Below are 19,500 nucleotides of genomic sequence, written 5' to 3'. Positions count from 1 at the left end.
CGTGCCTCCTCGGTCCGGGATCGTTCGTGCTGTCCAGCTGCAGGGGGTGCGGCGGCATTCCCGCTGTCACCCGGTCAGGGCTCGCTGTCCCCCTCGGGGCCCCGGGCGGCCGCCCGGGCCTGCACCTGTTCGTGCTCGACGGCGGCCCCGTCCTCGTCGCCGGTGATCCGCGGCCGGGTGCCGTCCTCGGCCACCTCCGGTGACCGCCCGTCGAGCTGGTCGCGGACATACCGGTAGACCACGGCGATCAGCGCCGCCACCGGCACGCCGAGGAAGGCCCCGGTGATGCCGGCCAGGCTGCTCCCGGCGGTGACCGCCAGGATCACCACGGCCGCGTGCAGGTTGAACCCGCGGCCCTGGATGATCGGCTGCAGCACGTTGCCCTCGAGCTGCTGCACCAGCACGACGACGCCGAGGACGATCAACGCCACGGTGAAGCCCTCGTCGACCAGCGCCACCAGGACGGCGAAGGCACCGGCGACGAAGGCACCGATGATCGGGATGAACGCGCCGAAGAAGGTGAGCACGGCCAGCGGGATCACCAGCGGGACGTCGAGGATCCACAGCCCGAGGCCGATGAAGAAGGCGTCGATGAAGCCGACGAGGGCCTGCTGGCGGATGAACTCCGACAGCGTCGACCAGGTCTTGTAGGACAGCGCCGCCACGTGCCGGGCCGCGCGCGGGCCGGTCTGCGCCGACAGCCAGGGCACGAAGCGCGGCCCGTCCTTGATGAAGAAGAAGCACAGGACCAGGGCCAGCAGCAGGTTGATCAGGCTGTTGCCGACGGCGGAGACGCCGGTCAGCGCGTAGCCCGCGATGTTCTGGGCGTTGCCCTGGATGGAGTTGATCGTGGAGTCGACGGCGTTGCCGATCTGGTCCTCGCCCAGGTTGAACGGCGGGCCGGCGAGCCACTGCTGGATGTCCTGCAGGCCGGCGGTCGCCTGATCGGCCAGCTCGACGACCTGGTCGGCGACCTGGGGCGCGATGACGGCGATGATGCCGACGATCAGGGCGATGAACGCGAGCAGGACCAGCGCCGCCGCGAGAGCGGGGGGCCACCCGTGCCTGCGCAGGAACCGGGTCGGGGGCCAGAGCACGGTCGCGATGAGCAGCCCGAGCACGATCGGCAGCAGGATGGCCCACAGCCGGCCGAGCACGTAGCCGAGGACGACCACGGCGGCCACGATGAGCAGGAACTGGGCCGAGCCGATGGCCACCTTGCGGGCGGCCGCCTGGAGCCGGGGGCCGCGGCCGGCGGTCGGGGCCGGCGCCTGGGTGGCCGCGGGCAGAGCCGGGTCGCGGCGCTCGTCGGCCGCCGGGCCGGCCGGCTCCGGGCGCGCCGGAGCCGGGGTGGCGCTCGTGCGACCGGGTGGGCGGAGCCTCATGGGTCGATCACAACACACCGGACCGCTCCGGGCCGGGCAGAAAACGATCATCGCTCCCCACGTCGTAGCGTCGGCGCCATGCCGAGAACCGCGACCGCCGACCGGGTCGACCGCGCCGCCCTGGAGGAGTTCCTGCGCCCGAGGCACCGGGCGGTGCTGATGACCCGCCGCAGCGAGGGCGGCGCCCAGCTCTCGCCGGTGACCTGCGGCCTCGACGACCAGGGGCGGGTCGTCGTCTCCACCTACCCCCAGCGGGCCAAGGTGGCCAACGCCCGGCGCGACCCGGCCGTCTCGCTGTGCGTGCTCTCCGACGACTGGGACGGGCCATGGGCGCAGGTCGACGGGCGGGCGGAGGTCCTGGACCTGCCCGAGGCACTGGAGCCGCTGGTCGACTACTACCGCGCGATCAGCGGGGAGCACCCCGACTGGTCCGAGTACCGCGCGGCCATGACCCGGCAGGGCAAGTCGCTGCTGCGGATCACCATCGAGCGCTGGGGGCCGATCGCGACCGGCGGCTTTCCGCCGGAGGTCGTCGACAAGCTCTGAAGCTTGCCTGCGACGGGGGCCGGTTGCGAGGCTGGCCGGGTGCCGTACGTCCTCCTCCTCGACCCGGATGCGCGGAGCGCACGGGACCGGGTGCCGGACGCCGTGCGGCGGCTCAACGAGACGGTGCCGACGGTTCTGCCGTTCGAGCGGACCACCGGGACCGAGTTCCAAGGGGTCCTGGCCGAGCCCGACGCCGTCGTCGACGTCGTACTGGAGCTGGTCCGCGCGGCGGGCTGGTGCATCGGCGTGGGCGCCGGCCCGGTGCCCGACGGCCCGCGCACCGGCGCCGGGACCGCGTTCCGCTGTGCCCGCCGTGCGGTCGACGCGGCCGGGCAGCGCGCGGCCCGCCTGGCCGTGCGGGGCGCGGTCCCGGCCGAGGCCGGCGACGCCCAGGCGGTGCTGACCGCGCTGGCCGCGCTCGTGCAGCGGCGCAGCGCGCACGCCTGGGAGGCGATCGGGCTGGTCGCCGCCGGCCGCACCCAGGCCGAGGCGGCTGCGGCGCTGGGCATCTCCCGGCAGGCCGTGGGCCAGCGGCTGGCCGCCGGCTCCTGGGAGCTCGAGCGGGAGCTGCGGCCCACCGCCGCCCGCCTGCTCGCCCGCGCGGCCGGGTGAGCCCAGCACGCCGTCGCCGCGCGCCGGGTTCACCGGGCGACGAGAATGGCGCCACCGCCGTCCTGTCGTCCCTGGGAGTGCCCGTGTCGTCCGCACCGAGTGGGATCCGCAACCTCGAGCTGCTCGGCATCTATCTCAATGACCACCTGGCCGCGTCCACCGGCGGGATCGAGCTGGTCAGGCGCATGCTGGGCCGCCACCGTGCCAGCACCTACGGGCCGCGGCTGGAGGAGCTGCTCGGCGAGCTGCGCGAGGAGCGGAGCGCGCTGAAGACGACCATGCAGGCGCTCGGCATCCCCGTCCGCCAGTACAAGCAGGCCCTCACCTGGGTGGGGGAGAAGCTGGCGCGGGGCAAGCTCAACGGCGCCCTGCTGTCCCGGTCCCCGCTCAGCGACCTCGTCGAGTTCGAGTTCATCGCCATCGCGGTGCTGGCCAAGCGCGCCGGGTTCGAGACGCTGCTCTCGCTCACCGACGTCGACCCGCGGATCGACCGCGTCCTGTTCGAGCGGCTGATCAACCAGGCCGACAAGCAGCACCACTGGCTCGCCGACGCCCGCCGTGAGGTGGCGGCGGAGCTCTTCGGCGGCCGGTCGGAGCTCGCGGACGCCGCCGCCGACACCTGAGCACGGCTCGCTGGGCGGCCCGGTCCCGGCCCCGGTACAAATCGGGGCATGTGCCATGACCCCGACAGCCGACCGCCCGCGCCGCCCCGGACCGGGGACGTCGCCGAACGAGGACTGCTGACCCTGACCGCCGCTGACGGCACCGAGGTGGCCGCGGCCCATGCCACCCCCGCAGCCCCCGCGCGCGTAGGCGTCGTCGTCCTCCCCGACATCCGCGGCCTGCACCCCTACTACGTGGCGCTGACGGAGCGGTTCGCCGAGGCCGGGCTGGCCGCGGTCGCGATCGACTACTTCGGGCGCACCGCCGAGCCCTCGCCCACCGGCACCCGCGACCAGGACTTCGACTGGCAGGCGCACATCCCGCAGACCACGGAGGCCGGCGTCGACGCCGACGTCGCCGCGGCGATCGGCTACCTGCGGGAGCGGACCGGCCCGGACCTGCCGGTGGTCACCGTCGGGTTCTGCTTCGGCGGCAGCCACTCCTGGCGGCTGGCCGGTGGCGAGCTGGATCTCGCGGCCTGCATCGGCTTCTACGGCCGGCCCTCCATGGTGGGCGAGGCCGCCAAGCGCGCGTCCCGGCCGACGCTCATGATCATCGCCGGGGCCGACAGCGCCACCCCCGTGGCCGACCAGCTGGCCCTGGCCGAGACCATGCGCGCGGGCGGGGCCGAGGTCACCACCGCGGTCTACGACGGCGCGCCCCACTCGTTCTTCGACCGGGCGCACGGCCAGTGGGCCGACGCCTGCCAGGACGTCTGGCGGCGGGTGCTCGCGCTCACCGACCGGGTCGCCGCCGGCTGACCGCACGCCGGGCGCCACCGCCCTTGCGCGCGGCCGCCCGCGGGTCTAGGACGAACGGCACGGGCGGGGGCCCACGCCCCCGGCCGCGGTGGTGCCCGGTCGCCCGCGGGCCCACCGGGGAGCCGCCGGTGCACGAGCTCGCGATCACCCAGGCCGTCGTGGACGCCGTCGTCGAGCAGGTCGGCGGTGCGCGGATCGGCGACGCGCGGATCACGGCGGTGCACCTGCGGATCGGCCGCGTGTCGGGGGTCGTGCCCGACGCCGTGCGGTTCTGCTTCGACCTCGTCGCCGCGGGGACCCCGGTCGCCGGGGCCCGCCTGGAGATCGACGAACCCCCCGGGGTCGGCTGCTGCAACTCCTGCGGGGCCGTCTTCGCCGTGGAGGACCTGCTGCTGGGCTGCCGGTGCGGCAGCACCGACGTGCGGGTCCGCGGCGGGGACGATCTCGTCGTCACGGCCGTGGAGGTGGCCTGACATGTGCCGAACCTGCGGGTGCGGCGACGACGGCGCGCGGCTCACCCGGCTCGACGCCGGGCCTTCCGCCGCCCACGACCCCGCGCACCACGGCCACCCCCACCACGCCCCCGAGGTGGACGGCGGGTCCCGCACCGTCCGCCTCGAGGAGGCGGTGCTCTCCCGCAACGAGGAACTGGCCGCAGGCAACCGGGCCGAGTTCGCCGCCCGGGGCCTGGTCGTGGTGAACCTGATGAGCTCGCCGGGCTCGGGGAAGACGACGCTGCTCGAGCGCACCATCCGCACGCTCGGCCGGCCCGTCGGCGTCGTCGAAGGCGATCAGGAGACCGTCGTCGACGCCGAGCGGGTGCGCGCGGCCGGGGCGCCGGTCGTGCAGGTCAACACCGGCTCGGGCTGCCATCTCGACGCCGGCATGCTGCACCGGGCCATGGCCGCGCTGGACCCGGCCGACGGCACGCTGGTCGTCGTCGAGAACGTCGGCAACCTCGTCTGCCCGGCGCTGTTCGACCTGGGCGAGACCTGCCGCGCCGTGGTGATGTCGGTGCCCGAGGGCGAGGACAAGCCCGCCAAGTACCCCCACATGTTCCGCACCGCCGACGTGGTGCTGGTCAACAAGGTCGACCTGCTGCCCTACGTGTCCTTCGACCTCGCCCGCTGCCTGGACCTGCTGCGCCGGCTGCGCCCGGAGATCACCGTGCTGCCCGTGTCGGCCACCCGCGGTGACGGGATGGCCGACTGGCTCGGCTGGCTGCGCACCCGTGCCGCGGCCGCCGTCGGCCCCGCGCTCCCGGTGATTGACAGCCCCGCGCGCCCAGGTGTCTGATCCGTGCCACGTCTGCTGTGCCGGTACGGCGGAGGGCGGTGAGAGCTCCGATGCGCGCAGCCCTCGCCGCGGCCCTCCGGATCGACCGCCCACCCGGGCCGCCGCCCGAACCGGGAAGCGCCGCGCGATGACGCCGGCGGCCGGACGGACCGGGACCCCGCTGCCCAGCGGTGCTCCCCGGAATGCCTCACGGCCGCCGTCCGGGCGCGACACCCCCGCACCTCCCGCCGGTCTCGCGCGGGCCCGCGCCGTCGCGGACGCCGTCCTCTGGGAGGGCTACCTGCTCTACCCGTACCGGCGTTCGTCGGGCAAGAACCGCGTGCGCTGGCAGTTCGGCGTGCTCGCCCCCCGCCCGTGGCTGGAGGCTCGCGGGTCGGTCCGCGCCACCGTCGCCGGCTCCGCCGACGCCTGGCACCAGCTGACCGAGTGCCTGCTCGAGGCAGCCGACGAGGCCGCCCTGGACGAGGCGTGGCTGCACGTGTGCGTGCGCTTCCTGCAGGTGCAGCACCGGTCCGTCCAGCGAGCCGCGGCCGACGGCTGGGTCACGGTCGACGCGCTGGAGGCCGGCGACCGGCGCTGGCTGACCTTCGACGAGGCCGTCGCCCGCGAGGTCGCCGTCGCCGCCCGGGTCGGCGACCTGGCCACCGGCCGGCGGGTCCCCGTCGAGGTGCCCGGCGGGGAGGAGGTAGAGCTGCTGGACGGCGGTGCCGGCCGGCTGGTCCGCCGCCGGTGCCCCCTGCGCGGCGAGCTGCTCCTGGAGACCAGCCCGACGCCCGCACCGGGCCCGCTGCGGCGGCTGCGCCTGGTGCTGGCGAACACCACCGGTGCCGCCGAGCTGCCGCCGGACGCCCCGCGGGACGAGGCGGTCCGGCGCTCGCTGGTCGCCGCGCACTGCCTCGCCGGCGTCACCGGGGGCGCGTTCGTCTCGCTGCTCGAGCCGCCGGAGGAGGCGGCCGCGGCCGCCCGGGCCTGCCGGAACGAGCACACCTTCCCCGTGCTGGCCGGGGCGCCCGGCGAGCGTGACGTGCTGCTCTCCTCGCCGATCATCCTGTACGACCATCCGCGGATCGCCCCCGAGAGCCCGGGGGAGCTGTTCGACTCCGGCGAGATCGACGAGATCCTGTCGCTGCGCACGCTGACGCTCACCGACGAGGAGAAGCGTGAGGCCCGGGCCACCGATCCGCGCGCCGCCGCCATCCTCGACCGGGTCGACGCGTTGCCGGGCGAGGTCTGGAACCGGCTGCACGGCGCGATCCGGTCGCTGCGCCCGGTCCCTCCCGGTGGCGAGGCCGAGGCCGGCACGCTGCCCTGGTGGGACCCCGGCGCCGACGCCGCCGTCTCGCCGGAGAGCGACGCGGTGGTCGTCGACGGCGTGCGGGTGGCCCGGGGGTCGCGGGTGCGGCTGCGGCCGCGCCTGCGCGGGACCGATCCGCAGGACCGCTTCCTCGACGGGCGCAGCGCCCGCGTCGCCGCGGTGTTCCTCGACGTCGACGGCGGCCGGCACGTGGCGGTGACCCTCGAGGACGACCCCGCCGCCGACCTGGCCGGGGCGTCGGGCCGCTACCGCTACTTCGCCCCGGAGGAGCTGCGTCCCCTCGGGCACGAGCCGGGGCCGTGACCGGCCGGGTGCTCGTCGCCGGCATCGGCAACGTCTTCCTCGGCGACGACGGGTTCGGCGTCGAGGTCGTCCGGCGGATCGACCCGGCGGCCCTGCCCCCGGGCGTCGACGTCGTCGACTACGGCATCCGCGGCGTGCACCTCGCCTACGACCTGCTCGACGGGGCCCACGACACCGTCGTCCTCGTCGACGCCGTCCCGCTCGACGGGCCGCCCGGCACCCTCGCCGTCCTGGAGGTGCCGGCCCCCGGGGCGGGCGGGCACGCCCCCGCGGGGTCCGCGGCGGTGGTGGACGGGCACGGGTTGGACCCCGACGCCGTCCTCCACCTGCTCGGCGACCTGGGCGGCTCGGTCGCCCGCGTGCTGGTGGTCGGCTGCGCACCGGCCGACGTGCACCCGGCCATGCACCTGTCACCGCCGGTCGCGGCGGCGGTCGGGCCCGCCGTCGCACTGGTGCACGAGGTGGTGTCCGGCGCGGCCGCCCGGCCGGGGGAGGAGGACGGCGTCCGCGGCTGAGCCCGCGCAGGGATCGACACGAGAGGGGACGGCGGGCCGGAACGACCCCCGACCGGACGGAGCGACAGATGACCGCAACGCGCGAGGCGACCCCGGCGCGCGAGGCCGGGTTCGACGAGGTGCACATCCTCTGGATCTCCGAGGGGATGAGCTGCGACGGGGACACGGTCTCGGTGACCGCCTGCGACCAGCCCAGCATCGAGGACGTGGTCACCGGGGTGGTGCCCGGCCTGCCGACGGTCCACCTGCACAACAAGGTGCTCTCCCCGACGCTCGGTGGTGAGGAGTTCCTGGCGCCGTTCCGCGCGGCCGCCGAGGGCGAGCTGACGCCGTTCATCCTCGTCATCGAGGGCTCGATCCCGAACGAGAAGATCAACGGCGAGGGTTACTGGACCAGCTTCGGCAACGACCCGCAGACCGGGGAGCCGCTGACCCTGAACTGGTGGTTGGACCGGCTGGCCCCGCGGGCGTGGGCGACCGTCGCCGTGGGCACCTGCGCCGCCTACGGCGGCATCCACGCGATGGCCGGCAACCCGACCGGGTCGATGGGCCTGGCCGACTACCTGGGGTGGGACTACCGCAGTACCGGCGGCCTGCCGATCGTCAACATCCCGGGCTGCCCGGTGCAGCCGGAGAACTTCATGGAGACCCTCACCTGGGTGCTCTACCACGCCGCCGGTGCCGCGCCCCCGCCGCCGCTGGACGACCAGCTGCGCCCGCAGTGGCTGTTCGGCCGGACCGTGCACGAGGGCTGCGACCGCGCCGGGTACTACGAGCAGGGCGACTTCGCCGCGGACTACAACTCGCCCAAGTGCCAGGTGAAGATCGGCTGCTGGGGGCCGGTCGTCAACTGCAACGTGCCCAAGCGCGGCTGGATGCGAGGCGTGGGCGGCTGCCCGAACGTCGGCGGGATCTGCATCGCCTGCACCATGCCGGGCTTCCCCGACAAGTTCATGCCGTTCATGGACATGCCGCCCGGCGCCAGCCTCTCCTCGGTGCTGATCAAGCCCTACGGCGCCTTCACCCGCCGGCTGCGCGGCATCACCAACCGCACCGTCAACAAGGAACCGAAGTGGCGGCACAACCGCGACGTGCTGACCTCCGGCTACGACCCCCGGTACCGGCGGTGAGCGCCGCGGGCACCCCCGACCCGGCACGTTCCCGCGACCCCCGAGGAGGGACGCAACGATGACCGCCACCGACCGGGCACCGGCAGTCGAGAAGCCGGGCCAGCTCATCGAGATGTCGTGGGACCCGATCACCCGCATCGTCGGGAACCTGGGGATCTACACGAAGATCGACTTTCCCAACCAGCGGGTGGCCGAGTGCCACAGCACCTCGTCGCTGTTCCGCGGCTACTCGGTCTTCATGAGGGGCAAGGACCCGCGCGACGCCGGATTCATCACCAGCCGGATCTGCGGGATCTGCGGCGACAACCACACGACCTGCTCGATCTACGCGCAGAACATGGCCTACGGCATCAAGACCCCGCCGATGGCGGAATGGATCATCAATCTCGGCGAGGCGGCCGAGTACATCTTCGACCACACCATTTTCCAGGACAACCTGATCTTCGTGGACTTCTGCGAGGCGATGGTCAAGGACACCAATCCCAGCGTCCTGGCCCGGGCGGAGAACACCCCGGCACCGCACGCCGACGTGCACGGCTACCGGACGATCGCCGACATCATGCGCTCGTTCAACCCGTTCGAGGGGGAGACCTACAAGCAGGCGCTGAAGGTCAGCCGGATCACCCGCGAGATGTTCTGCCTGATGGAGGGCAGGCACGTGCACCCCTCGACGCTCTACCCCGGCGGGGTGGGCACGATGCCGACCCCGACGCTGTTCACCGACTACCTCTCCCGGCTGCTGCAGGTGCTCGACTTCGTGAAGAAGTCGGTCGCGCTCAACGACGACGTCTTCGACTTCTTCTACGAGGCGCTGCCCGGCTACGAGGAGGTCGGCCGGCGCCGGGTGCTGCTCGGCTGCTGGGGCGCGTTCCAGGACCCCGCCGTCGTCGACTACCGCTACGAGTCGATGAACGCGTGGGGCAAGGCCATGTACGTCACGCCCGGCGTGGTGGTCGACGGGCGGCTGGTGACCACCGACCTGGTCGACATCAACCTCGGCATGCGCATCCTGCTGGGCAGCTCGTACTACGAGGACTGGGTCGGCGAGGAGCCGTTCGTCACCCACGACCCGCTCGGCAACCCCGTGGACATGCGCCACCCGTGGAACCAGACGACCCTGCCGGCGCCCGGCAAGCGGGACTTCGGGGACAAGTACAGCTGGGTGATGAGCCCGCGCTGGCTGCACCCGGAGACCGGCGAGCACCTCGCCCTCGACACCGGTGGGGGCGCCTACGCCCGCCTGTACACGACCGCGCTGGCCGACATCGTGGACACCCCGTACGTGAGGTCGACCGGGCACAGCGTGCAGATCCACCTGCCGAGGAGCCACCAGCTGCCCGAGCAGACCCTCGAGTGGCGGATCCCGCTGTGGTCCAACGCGATCGAGCGGGACCGCGCGCGGGTCTACTTCATCGCCTACGCCTGCGCCATGGCCCTCTACTTCCTGGAGCGGGCGATGGCCGGCCTCCGCCGCGGGGACCTGAAGGTGTTCCAGGACTTCGAGGTGCCCGACGCGGCCATCGGCGTCGGCTTCCACGAGGCCGTGCGCGGTGTGCTCTCCCACCACCTGGTGATCCGCGACGGCATGATCGCGAACTACCACCCGTACCCGCCGACCCCGTGGAACGGCAGCCCGCGGGACCGGTTCGGCACGCCGGGGCCGTACGAGGACGCCATCCAGGACATGCCGCTGTTCGAGGAGAACGGCCCGGACGACTTCCGGGGCATCGACATCATGCGGGCCGTCCGCAGCTTCGACCCCTGCCTGCCGTGCGGCGTGCACATGTACCTCGGGGGCGGGCGGACCCTGCAGCAGGCGCACTCGCCGATGTTCGGCGCCAGCCATGGCTGATCAGCGGCTCGACGACCCGCAGGTCGAGCAGCGGTTGACCCGGCTGGACGACCTGCTCGCCCAGGTGGAGGCCACGCCCGGGCCGGCCGGTGCGCTGGCGATGGAGGCGGTCACCGCGCTCGCGGAGGTCTACGGGGAGGCGCTGGCCCGCGCGCTGGCCGCCGCGCCGCCCGCCGCGGTCGAGGTGATGCTGGGCGATCCGCTGCTGGGGCACCTGCTCGTCCTGCACGGCATCCACCCCGAGCCGGTCGAGCGGCGCATCGAGCGGGTGCTCGAGGGCCTGCACCCCGGCCTCGGCGGGGAGGTCTCGCTGGTCGGCGTCGCCGACGGCGTGGCGGCCGTCCGGCTGCCGGCCGGCTGCGGGCACACCACGGCGGAGGCCGCGCACGTCGTCCGGGAGGCGGTCCTCGCCGTGGCGCCGGAGCTGGCCGACGTCCGGCCGGTGGCGGCTGCGCGGGCCCCGGCGTTCGTGCCGCTGGACGCCCTGCGCCGCCCGGCGGGCACGCCGTGACCGCCGTGCCCACCCCGGCGCTGGAGCGGGTCGTCCGCCGGGCGGCGACCCGGGCCGAGGAGAGCCCGCGCTGCGACCTGTGCGCCGCGCCGCTGGCCGAACGGCACCGGCACCTCGTCGACCAGGAGCGCGCGGACCTGATGTGCGCCTGCCGGGCCTGCGCCCTGCTGTTCTCCCGCGAGGCGGCCGGCCGCGGCCACTACCGGCTGGTGCCCGAGCAGCGGCGGCGGCTGGGCGGCGCCGAGCCGGGCGAGCTGGGTGTGCCCGTCGGCCTGGCCTTCTTCGTCCGGCGGCCGGACGGGTCGGTGGAGGCGCACTACCCGAGCCCGCTCGGCGCGACCCGGTGGGACGTCGCCGACGACGTCTGGGCCCGGCTGGCGGCCGAGTCCCCCGAACTGGGTGCGCTGCAGCCCGACGTGCAGGCGCTGCTGGTCAACACCGCCCGCGGCGCGCGGGAGCGCTGGATCGTGCCGATCGACGACTGCTACCGGCTGGTGGCGCTGGTGCGTCGCACCTGGACCGGGCTGTCCGGCGGCGACCGGGTCTGGCCGGCCATCGAGGGGTTCTTCGCCGAGCTGGCCGGCCGGGCACCCGGCGCGGCCTCGGTGGACAGCGGCAGGGACGACCGAGGAGGGAACCAGCGATGATCCGTGTGGGCAGGCCCGACGTGGCACCCGACGCGCCGGCGCACGTACCCGGTGTGCCGGAGGGCAACGAGGGCGACGCCTTCCACAACGAGCCCGGATTCCACCCGGACGGCACCGTCGACGCGCGGCGCTCCACCGGCATCGACCCGTCGCGGCGCAACCCGATCGTGGCCGCGATGCCCAACCTGCCGCCCGGCTGACACCCTCGCGAGGAGGACCGACGTGAAGGCACGCCCGATGCTGCTGGCCGCCGGCCTGGGAGCCGCGGTGGCGCTGCGGCACGAGTACCCGTCGTTGGTGCGGTACCTGAGGATCCGGCGGATGTGACCACGACCGGGCCGTCCCGGCTGACCACCCCGGCGCCCCCGGCGGGGATCCGGCGGCGGCTGGTGCTGTCCGGCGTCGTCCAGGGCGTCGGGTTCCGGCCCTACGTGCACGGGCTGGCCACCGGCCTCGGGCTGGCCGGCACGGTCCGCAACGACGCCGGTGGCCTGGTCTGCGAGGTGGAGGGCACGCCGGGCGCCGTCGCGGAGTTCACCGCCCGGCTGGTGCCCGGCGCCCCGCCGCTGGCGGTGATCGACGACGTCCGAACCGCTGACCTGCCGCCCTCGGGCGGGCACGGCTTCACCATCGAGCGCTCGGCCGCCGGGTCGGCGGCCGAGCCCACGCTGGCCGCCCCGGACGTCGCCACCTGCGCCGACTGCCTGCGCGAGGTCCGCGACCCGCGCGACCGCCGCTACCGGCACCCCTTCGCCACCTGCACCAACTGCGGCCCGCGGTTCACCATCACCACCGCGCTGCCCTACGACCGGGCCACGACCACGATGGCCGGGTTCCCGATGTGCCCGCGCTGCGCCCGGGAGTACGCCGACCCCGCCGACCGCCGCTTCCACGCCCAGCCGATCGCCTGCCGCGACTGCGGCCCGCGCCTGGAGTTCCGGCCGGCCGACGGTGAGCCGGTGCCCGGGAACGAGCCGGCGCTGGCCGCCGCGCGCGCCCTGCTCGGCGGCGGCGGCGTCCTCGCGGTCAAGGGCATCGGCGGCTACCACCTGGCCTGCCGGGCCGGCGACGCCGCCGCCGTCGGGACGCTGCGCCGGCGCAAGCGCCGCGGCGCCAAGCCCTTCGCCGTCATGGTGGCCGACCTGCCCGCCGCCCGGGCGCTGGCCGAGGTGGACGACGCCGCCGCCCGGCTGCTCACCGGCCCGGCCCGGCCGATCGTGCTGCTCCCACGCCGGGCGACCGCGGCGGCCGCCGCCGCGGTCGCCCCCGGCAACCCCGACCTCGGGCTGCTGCTGCCCTACACCCCGCTGCACCACCTGCTGCTGGGCCCCGGACCCGACGGGCCGGGGCCCGGGCCCCTGGTCATGACCTCGGGCAACCTCGGCGGGGAGCCGATCGTCGCCGACGACGGCGAGGCGCTGACCCGGCTGGCCGCGCTCGCGGACGGGTGGCTGCGGCACGACCGGCCGATCCACGTGCCCTGCGACGACTCGGTGGTGCGGATCGTCGACGGCGAGGAGCTGCCGGTGCGCCGGTCCCGGGGCTACGCGCCGCTGCCGGTGCGGCTCCCCGTCGCCGTCCCGCCGGTGCTCGGGGCCGGGGCGGAGCTGAAGAACACCCTGTGCCTGGCCGCGGGCCGGCGGGCGTGGCTGTCCGGCCACATCGGCGACATGGACGACCTGGCCACGCTGGACACCGCCACCGCCGCCGAGCGGCACCTCGAGCACCTCACCGCCGTCCGGCCGCGGGTGGTCGCCGCCGACGCCCACCCGGGCTACCGGTCCCGGGCGTGGGCGCAGCGGCGAGCCGGGAAGCAGGGCGTGCGGTCGGTGCAGCACCACCACGCGCACGTCGCCTCGCTGATCGCCGAGTCCGGCCGGCCCGCCGACCGGCCGATCGTGGGCGTCGCGTTCGACGGCACCGGCTACGGCACCGACGGCGCGGTCTGGGGCGGGGAGGTGCTGCTGGCCGACGGGGCCGGGTTCACGCGCCGGGCGCACCTGGCCTACGTGCCGCTGCCCGGCGGGGACGCCACCGTCGACCGGCCGTACCGGATGGCGCTGGCGCACCTGGCGGCCGCCGGCGTGCCCTGGCACCCGGACCTGCCACCGGTCGCCGCCTGCCCCGCGCCGGAGCGGCGGGTGCTCGCCCACCAGCTGGCCACCGGGCTGGGCTGCGTGCCCACCTCCAGCGTCGGCCGGCTCTTCGACGCGGTCGCCGCGCTGGCCGGGATCCGGCAGGTGGTCGACTTCGAGGCGCAGGCGGCCATCGAGCTGGAGGCCGCCGCCCGCGGCACCGACCCGGGGGAGCGGCGCTACGCCTTCCCGGTCCGGCCGGGCCCGGTGCGCACCGCCGACCCCGGCCCCGTGGTGCGCGCGGTCGCCGACGACGTCCGCGCCGGCGTGCCGCCCGCCGTGGTGGCCGCCCGCTTCCACGCGGCGCTGGCCGACCTCGTCCGCCGCCTCGCCGGAGACGTCTGCCGCGACACCGGCTGCGACGTGGTCGGGCTGACCGGCGGGGTCTTCCAGAACGCCGTCCTGCTGTCCGCCGCCGGCCGGGGGCTGCGGGAGGACGGGCTGACCGTGCTGCGGCACCGCGTGGTGCCGCCCAACGACGGGGGGCTCGCCCTCGGCCAGGTGCTCGTGGCCGGGAGCGCCCCGCGCGACGGAGAGGAGTGAGCGCCATGTGCCTCGCGGTACCGGGTCGGGTGGTGGGGCGGTACGACCGGGACGGCACGGCCATGGCCGAGGTCGACTTCGGCGGGGTCCGCAAGCAGGTCTGCCTGCAGTACCTGCCCGAGGTGGTGCACGGCGACTACGTGATCGTGCACGTCGGCTTCGCCATCCAGCGGCTCGACGAGCGCTCCGCGCTGGAGAGCCTGGCCGAGTTCGAGCGGCTCGGGGTGCTCGAGGAGGAGTTCGGCGACGGGTTCACCGCCGCGGCGCGGCAGGCCGGCCGCGGGCCGGCCGAGGGGGAGGGACGACCGTGAAGTACCTCGACGAGTTCAGCGATCCGGACCTGGCCCGGCGGCTGCTGGACCGGATCGCGGCGCTGACCACCCGGCCGTGGGCGCTCATGGAGGTCTGCGGCGGCCAGACGCACTCGATCATCCGCCACGGCATCGACCAGCTGCTGCCCGACGGGATCGAGATGATCCACGGACCCGGCTGCCCGGTGTGCGTCACCCCGCTGGAGCTGATCGACAAGGCGCTGGCGATCGCCGCCCGGCCGGAGGTCACCTTCTGCTCCTTCGGGGACATGCTGCGGGTGCCGGGCAGCGACGCGGACCTGTTCCGGGTGAAGAGCGCCGGCGGGGACGTGCGGGTCGTCTACTCCCCGCTGGACGCCCTGCAGCTGGCCCGGGAGCAGCCCGACCGGCAGGTGGTCTTCTTCGGTATCGGCTTCGAGACCACCGCCCCGGCCAACGCGATGACGGTGTACGAGGCCCGGCGGCTGGGCATCGGCAACTTCTCGCTGCTGGTCAGCCACGTGCTGGTGCCGCCGGCGATCGCGGCGATCATGGAGTCGCCGTCCTGCCGGGTGCAGGGCTTCCTCGCCGCCGGGCACGTGTGCAGCGTCATGGGCACCCGGGAGTACCCGCCGCTGGCGCAGCGCTACGGGGTGCCGATCGTGGTCACCGGGTTCGAGCCGCTGGACGTCCTCGAGGGGATCCGGCGCACCGTGGCCCAGCTCGAGGAGGGCCGGCACGAGGTCGAGAACGCCTACCGCCGGGCCGTGCCGCCCGAGGGCAACCCGGCCGCCCAGGCGATGCTGCGGGACGTCTTCGAGGTCACCGACCGGGCCTGGCGGGGCATCGGCGTCATCCCGGACAGCGGCTGGCGGCTGGCCGACGCCTACCGGGAGTTCGACGCGGAGGCCCGCTTCGACGTCGGCGGGCTGCACACCGACGAATCCGCGGTCTGCCGCTCCGGCGAGGTGCTGCAGGGGCTGATCAAGCCGCACGAGTGCGCCGCGTTCGGGCACGAGTGCACGCCGCGCAACCCGCTGGGCGCGACCATGGTCAGCTCCGAGGGCGCGTGCGCGGCCTACTACCTCTACCGGCGGCTGGAACTGCTGGAGCCGGAACCGACGGGCGCTCGCCGTGGCTGATCACGTCGCCCCGCCCGCCCGGGCCGGCGACCGCCCGGACATCACCGGCTGGAGCTGCCCGCTGCCCCTGGCCGACTCGCCGACGATCGTCATGGGGCACGGCGGCGGTGGGCAGATGTCGGGGGAGCTCGTCGAGCACCTCTTCCGCCCGGCGTTCGGCGGTCAGGGGGAGCTGACCGACTCCGCCGTCCTGCCGGTCGGGGCCGCGCGGGTGGCGTTCTCCACCGACTCCTTCGTCGTCCGCCCGCTGTTCTTCCCCGGCGGCAGCATCGGCGACCTGGCGGTCAACGGCACGGTCAACGACCTGGCCATGTCCGGTGCGGTGCCGCTGGCCCTGTCGACGGCGTTCATCGTCGAGGAGGGGACGGCCCTGGCCGAGCTGGGCCGGGTGGCCACCGCGCTGGGCGCGGCGGCCCGGGCGGCGGGCGTCGCGGTGGTCACCGGCGACACCAAGGTCGTCGACGCCGGTCACGGCGACCGGGTCTACGTGACCACCACCGGCGTCGGGCTGGTGCGCGAGGGCGCCGACATCCGGCCGGGCCGGGCCCGGCCCGGCGACGTGGTGCTGGTCAGCGGGGAGGTCGGCCGGCACGGCGTGGCGGTGCTCAGCTGCCGCGAGGGGCTGGCGTTCGGGACGACGGTGGAGAGCGACACCGCCCCGTTGCACGGGCTGGTCGCGGCGATGCTGGACACCGGCGTGGACGTGCACGTGCTGCGCGACCCGACGCGGGGCGGGCTGGCGGCCGCGCTCAACGAGATCGCCCGCACCGCCGGGGTGGGCGTCGAACTGGTGGAGCGGCAGGTGCCGGTGCCGGCCCCGGTCGTCGACGCCTGCGCGCTGCTGGGGCTGGACCCGTTCTACGTGGCCAACGAGGGGCTGCTGGTCGCCTTCGTGCCGCCGGAGGGTGCCGAGCAGGTGCTGGCCGCGATGCGGGCCCGGCCGGAGGGCACGGCCGCCGCGGTGATCGGCACGGTCGTCGACCGGCACCCCGGCATGGTGGTGGCGCGCACCGGCCTCGGCGGTACGCGGGTGGTCGACCTGCCGGCCGGGGAGCAGCTGCCGCGCATCTGCTGAGCCGTCCCCGCCGGGACCTCCTACGCTCGGCTCGTGACCGAGGAGCAGGGCGGCGGGATCGACCCGGGCGTCATCGAGCTGGCCGGTCGGGTCTTCGACCTGGCCCGCGGTGGGTACACCGAGGAGCTGGCGGCCTACGTCGACGCGGGCGTGCCCGCGAACCTGACCAACGACAAGGGCGACACCCTGCTGCTGCTGGCCGCCTACCGCGGGCACCCCGACACCGTGGCCGCGCTGCTGTCCCGCGGCGCCGACCCCGGGCGGGTCAACGACCGCGGCCAGACGGCGCTGGCCGCCGCGGTCTTCAAGCAGTCCGCCGACACCGTCCGGCAGCTGCTCGCCGCGGGCGCCGATCCCGACGCCGGGGGTCCCACCGCCCGGGAGACCGCCGCGTTCTTCGGCCTGCCCGACATGACGGCGCTGCTGGACGGTGGGGAGTCCTGAGGAAGCGGCCCCGACATGTCAGGCTGGGGCCCAGAGAGTGCGGCGCCGCACGGGGGGAGAGCGGAGGGCTCATGGTCGCCACCGGCATCGGGACGTCCTGCAGGCACGGGTCCGACCGCTCCCGCCGCACGGCCTGAGCCGGCGGAGCGGGAACGATGGTCGCGCAGCGGGGGCTGTCGCAGGGGGGCGCTGCCTGCGCCCGGGCCGCCGGTGCCACGGCGCTGTCTCCGGCCGACGTGGCCGAGGTGAAGGCCGGCCAGGAGACCGCCGGGGACGGCGGCCCGGCCCGCTCCGAGGAGCTCGCCGCCCCGTCGACCGGGGGGATCCCGCGCTGGCTGGTGCTGCTGGTCGGTGGGGCGGCTGCGACCGTCGTGATCGCCGGCGTCCGGTCCCTGGCCTGGCTGGTCGGCCCGGTGCTCCTCGCCCTGGTCGTGGTCGTCGCGCTCATGCCGGTCCAGCGCTTCCTGCAGCGGCACGGCTGGCCGCGGTGGGCCAGCGCCACCGTGCTGCTGGTCCTGGTCTGGACCGTGCTGCTGGCCTTCGTGGCGCTCCTGGTGGTGTCCATAGCCCAGTTCGCGGCGCTGCTGCCGGACTACGCCGGCCAGGCCGAGGTGCTCCTGGCCCAGGTGGTCGCCGATCTCAACGACGCGGGGATCGCCTCCGGCCAGCTCTCCGACCTGGTCGCCCAGTTCGACTACAGCCAGCTGGTCGGCGTGGCCACCGGGCTGCTGTCCCGGCTCACCGACGCGGCCACCACGCTGGTCCTGCTGCTGTCGGCGCTGGTGTTCCTCTCCATCGAGTCCGGGGGGTTCGGCCGGCGGCTGGCGCTGGTCGCCGCCGAGCGGCCGCACCTGCCGATCGCCCTGGGGCTGTTCGCCCGCGGCACCCGCAGCTACCTGCTGGTCAGCACGGTGTTCGGGGGGGTCGTCGCGATCGGCGACACGATCGCGCTGGCCGTCCTCGGGATCCCGCTGCCGGTGGTGTGGGGGCTGCTGGCCTTCATCACCAACTACGTGCCGAACATCGGGTTCGTCCTCGGCCTGGTGCCGCCGGCGATCCTGGCCCTGCTGGCCGGCGGATGGACCGCGTTCTGGATCGTCGTCGCGGTCTACTCGCTGCTGAACTTCGTCGTCCAGACGCTGGTCCAGCCCCGGTTCGTCGGCGACTCGGTCGGGCTGTCGATGACCGTCACGTTCGTCGCGCTGCTGTTCTGGGGCTGGGTGCTGGGGGCGCTCGGTGCGCTGCTGGCCATCCCGCTGACCCTGCTGGTCAAGGCGTTGCTGGTGGACGTCGACCCGCGCGGGCACTGGCTGGACGCGCTGCTGCGCGAGGAACCCCGGGCGCCCCGGACCAGCCGCGCCCGGCAGCGGGCCGACGCCCGCCGGGCGGCGCTGGCCGCGGTCCGCGCGCTGCACGTCCCGCGCCCCCACCGACGGTCCTCCGAGGAGGGAACGCCCAGGTCAGCGGGGAATGTCGGACCCCCGGAGGACGTTGACACGTAGTCGGGCGCACGGCCCGGCGAGACGTCTTCGGAGGCATGCGATGAAGGGCGACCGCGTAGAGGTCGTGATCGACGCCGGCGGCAGCACCCGCACGTACGAGATCGAGGCCACCCGGGCCGGGCGGCGGGTGGACGTCACCCACGGCCGCGGGCTGGTGGAGGTCACCGAGAGCACCCGCGGGGGCACCGCGGTCCGCACGGCCCGGTTCATGTCCGGCCGGGTCCTCGCGCTGGTGGAGCACCCGGCCCCCCGGCCGGCGCTGGACGACGACGCGGCGGTCACGCCGCTGCGGCCGTCCGCCTGAGGATGGACCCCCTCCCGGGCCCGGGGGCGTCGAGGAGGGGGCCGGAGCTGGTCGTGATGGCCGGCGTGCAGGGCAGCGGCAAGTCCACCTGGGTGGGCGAGCACCTGGCCGGCACCCACGTGGTGGTCAGCAAGGACCACTGGCCCAACGCCCGGCGCCGCGAGGCCCGCCAGCGGCGGGTGGTCGCGGAGCTGCTCGCCGGGGGCGAGAGCGTCGTCGTGGACAACACCAACCCCACGCCCGAGGACCGCGCGCCCCTGGTGGCCGCGGCCCGGGCGGCCGGTGCCGCCGTCCGGGCGGTCTGGCTGGACACCCCGGTGACCACCAGCGCCGAGCGCAACGCGGCCCGCGCCGGCCGGGCCCGGGTACCGCCGGCCGGGCTCTACGGCACGGCGAAGCGGTTCGTGCCGCCGTCCACGGCCGAGGGGTTCGACCGGGTGGAGGTCGTCCGGCCCGGGAGTGGGCATGCCGCCACCGACGAGTGGAGGCCGGTGCGGTAGACCTGTGGTCCGCCGCCCCCTGCCCTGGA

The 19,500-nt window shown here is 75.3% G+C and carries 22 protein-coding genes; 21 read left to right on the top strand and 1 reads right to left on the bottom strand.

Annotation, left to right across the window (positions count from 1 at the left end; translation table 11 throughout):
- Nucleotides 1–74: 74 nt before the first annotated feature.
- Complete coding sequence (locus BMZ50_RS11280) at nucleotides 75–1,385, bottom strand: AI-2E family transporter (protein ID WP_091324335.1); 1,311 nt, start codon at nucleotides 1,383–1,385, stop codon at nucleotides 75–77.
- 78 nt (nucleotides 1,386–1,463) lie between these two features.
- Here BMZ50_RS11280 and BMZ50_RS11275 point away from each other — a divergent pair, with 78 nt between their 5' ends.
- From BMZ50_RS11275 to BMZ50_RS11175, 21 genes are all read left to right on the top strand, one after another.
- Nucleotides 1,464–1,931 (top strand): PPOX class F420-dependent oxidoreductase, encoded by a 468-nt coding sequence (locus tag BMZ50_RS11275; protein WP_091324332.1) that lies wholly within the window; start codon nucleotides 1,464–1,466, stop codon nucleotides 1,929–1,931.
- 39 nt (nucleotides 1,932–1,970) lie between these two features.
- Nucleotides 1,971–2,543: a hypothetical protein gene (locus BMZ50_RS11270; protein ID WP_091324329.1), complete on the top strand. Its 573-nt coding sequence runs from the start codon at nucleotides 1,971–1,973 to the stop codon at nucleotides 2,541–2,543.
- An 83-nt stretch (nucleotides 2,544–2,626) separates the two neighbouring features.
- A complete protein-coding gene (locus BMZ50_RS11265; RefSeq protein ID WP_245753569.1) occupies nucleotides 2,627–3,166 on the top strand; it encodes a hypothetical protein in 540 nt (179 codons plus the stop codon).
- Between the two features lie 48 nt (nucleotides 3,167–3,214).
- Nucleotides 3,215–3,967, top strand: a complete 753-nt coding sequence (locus BMZ50_RS11260) for a dienelactone hydrolase family protein (RefSeq protein ID WP_091324324.1) — start codon at nucleotides 3,215–3,217, stop codon at nucleotides 3,965–3,967.
- Nucleotides 3,968–4,095: 128 nt separating this feature from the next.
- A complete protein-coding gene (locus BMZ50_RS11255) occupies nucleotides 4,096–4,440 on the top strand; it encodes a hydrogenase maturation nickel metallochaperone HypA/HybF (protein WP_091324322.1) in 345 nt (114 codons plus the stop codon).
- A 1-nt stretch (nucleotide 4,441) separates the two neighbouring features.
- Nucleotides 4,442–5,263, top strand: a complete 822-nt coding sequence (gene hypB, locus BMZ50_RS11250; RefSeq protein WP_091324320.1) for a hydrogenase nickel incorporation protein HypB — start codon at nucleotides 4,442–4,444, stop codon at nucleotides 5,261–5,263.
- A 127-nt stretch (nucleotides 5,264–5,390) separates the two neighbouring features.
- On the top strand, nucleotides 5,391–6,881 hold the full coding sequence (locus BMZ50_RS11245) for a hypothetical protein (RefSeq protein ID WP_245753567.1): 1,491 nt from the start codon (nucleotides 5,391–5,393) through the stop codon (nucleotides 6,879–6,881).
- On the top strand, nucleotides 6,878–7,396 hold the full coding sequence (locus BMZ50_RS11240) for a hydrogenase maturation protease (protein ID WP_091324317.1): 519 nt from the start codon (nucleotides 6,878–6,880) through the stop codon (nucleotides 7,394–7,396). Before BMZ50_RS11245 ends, BMZ50_RS11240 begins: the two co-directional genes overlap by 4 nt.
- A 68-nt stretch (nucleotides 7,397–7,464) precedes the next feature.
- A complete protein-coding gene (locus tag BMZ50_RS11235; RefSeq protein WP_091324315.1) occupies nucleotides 7,465–8,526 on the top strand; it encodes an NADH-quinone oxidoreductase subunit B family protein in 1,062 nt (353 codons plus the stop codon).
- A gap of 58 nt (nucleotides 8,527–8,584) precedes the next feature.
- Nucleotides 8,585–10,378 (top strand): nickel-dependent hydrogenase large subunit, encoded by a 1,794-nt coding sequence (locus BMZ50_RS11230; RefSeq protein ID WP_091324312.1) that lies wholly within the window; start codon nucleotides 8,585–8,587, stop codon nucleotides 10,376–10,378.
- Entirely contained in the window at nucleotides 10,371–10,889 is a 519-nt protein-coding gene (locus BMZ50_RS11225; protein WP_091324310.1) for a hypothetical protein, read from the top strand. Before BMZ50_RS11230 ends, BMZ50_RS11225 begins: the two co-directional genes overlap by 8 nt.
- Nucleotides 10,886–11,536: a DUF5947 family protein gene (locus BMZ50_RS11220; RefSeq protein WP_218146210.1), complete on the top strand. Its 651-nt coding sequence runs from the start codon at nucleotides 10,886–10,888 to the stop codon at nucleotides 11,534–11,536. Before BMZ50_RS11225 ends, BMZ50_RS11220 begins: the two co-directional genes overlap by 4 nt.
- Nucleotides 11,533–11,736, top strand: a complete 204-nt coding sequence (locus BMZ50_RS11215) for a hypothetical protein (RefSeq protein WP_091324307.1) — start codon at nucleotides 11,533–11,535, stop codon at nucleotides 11,734–11,736. The genes BMZ50_RS11220 and BMZ50_RS11215 overlap by 4 nt, the downstream gene beginning before the upstream one ends.
- A 123-nt stretch (nucleotides 11,737–11,859) precedes the next feature.
- On the top strand, nucleotides 11,860–14,214 hold the full coding sequence (hypF, locus tag BMZ50_RS11210) for a carbamoyltransferase HypF (protein ID WP_218146209.1): 2,355 nt from the start codon (nucleotides 11,860–11,862) through the stop codon (nucleotides 14,212–14,214).
- A 5-nt stretch (nucleotides 14,215–14,219) separates the two neighbouring features.
- The gene (locus BMZ50_RS11205) at nucleotides 14,220–14,525 is read left to right on the top strand and encodes a HypC/HybG/HupF family hydrogenase formation chaperone (RefSeq protein WP_091324781.1); all 306 of its coding nucleotides are present in this window, start codon (nucleotides 14,220–14,222) and stop codon (nucleotides 14,523–14,525) included.
- Nucleotides 14,522–15,646, top strand: coding sequence for a hydrogenase formation protein HypD (hypD, locus tag BMZ50_RS11200; protein ID WP_091324305.1), 1,125 nt, complete (start codon nucleotides 14,522–14,524; stop codon nucleotides 15,644–15,646). Before BMZ50_RS11205 ends, hypD begins: the two co-directional genes overlap by 4 nt.
- A complete protein-coding gene (gene hypE / locus BMZ50_RS11195; RefSeq protein ID WP_245753566.1) occupies nucleotides 15,639–16,721 on the top strand; it encodes a hydrogenase expression/formation protein HypE in 1,083 nt (360 codons plus the stop codon). Before hypD ends, hypE begins: the two co-directional genes overlap by 8 nt.
- Nucleotides 16,722–16,754: 33 nt before the next feature.
- Nucleotides 16,755–17,165, top strand: coding sequence for an ankyrin repeat domain-containing protein (locus tag BMZ50_RS11190; RefSeq protein ID WP_091324302.1), 411 nt, complete (start codon nucleotides 16,755–16,757; stop codon nucleotides 17,163–17,165).
- Between the two features lie 155 nt (nucleotides 17,166–17,320).
- A complete protein-coding gene (locus BMZ50_RS11185; protein ID WP_091324300.1) occupies nucleotides 17,321–18,667 on the top strand; it encodes an AI-2E family transporter in 1,347 nt (448 codons plus the stop codon).
- Between the two features lie 40 nt (nucleotides 18,668–18,707).
- Nucleotides 18,708–18,971: a hypothetical protein gene (locus BMZ50_RS11180; protein ID WP_091324297.1), complete on the top strand. Its 264-nt coding sequence runs from the start codon at nucleotides 18,708–18,710 to the stop codon at nucleotides 18,969–18,971.
- Between the two features lie 56 nt (nucleotides 18,972–19,027).
- Nucleotides 19,028–19,471, top strand: a complete 444-nt coding sequence (locus tag BMZ50_RS11175) for an AAA family ATPase (RefSeq protein ID WP_091324295.1) — start codon at nucleotides 19,028–19,030, stop codon at nucleotides 19,469–19,471.
- The last annotated feature ends 29 nt before the right edge of the window (nucleotides 19,472–19,500 follow it).

The sequence above is a fragment of the Geodermatophilus ruber genome, assembly GCF_900114385.1.
In the GTDB taxonomy this organism is placed as follows: Bacteria; Actinomycetota; Actinomycetes; order Mycobacteriales; family Geodermatophilaceae; genus Geodermatophilus; species Geodermatophilus ruber.
The sequence above is the reverse complement of the archived record's forward strand: the minus strand, read 5'-3'. Positions and strand labels throughout refer to the sequence as shown.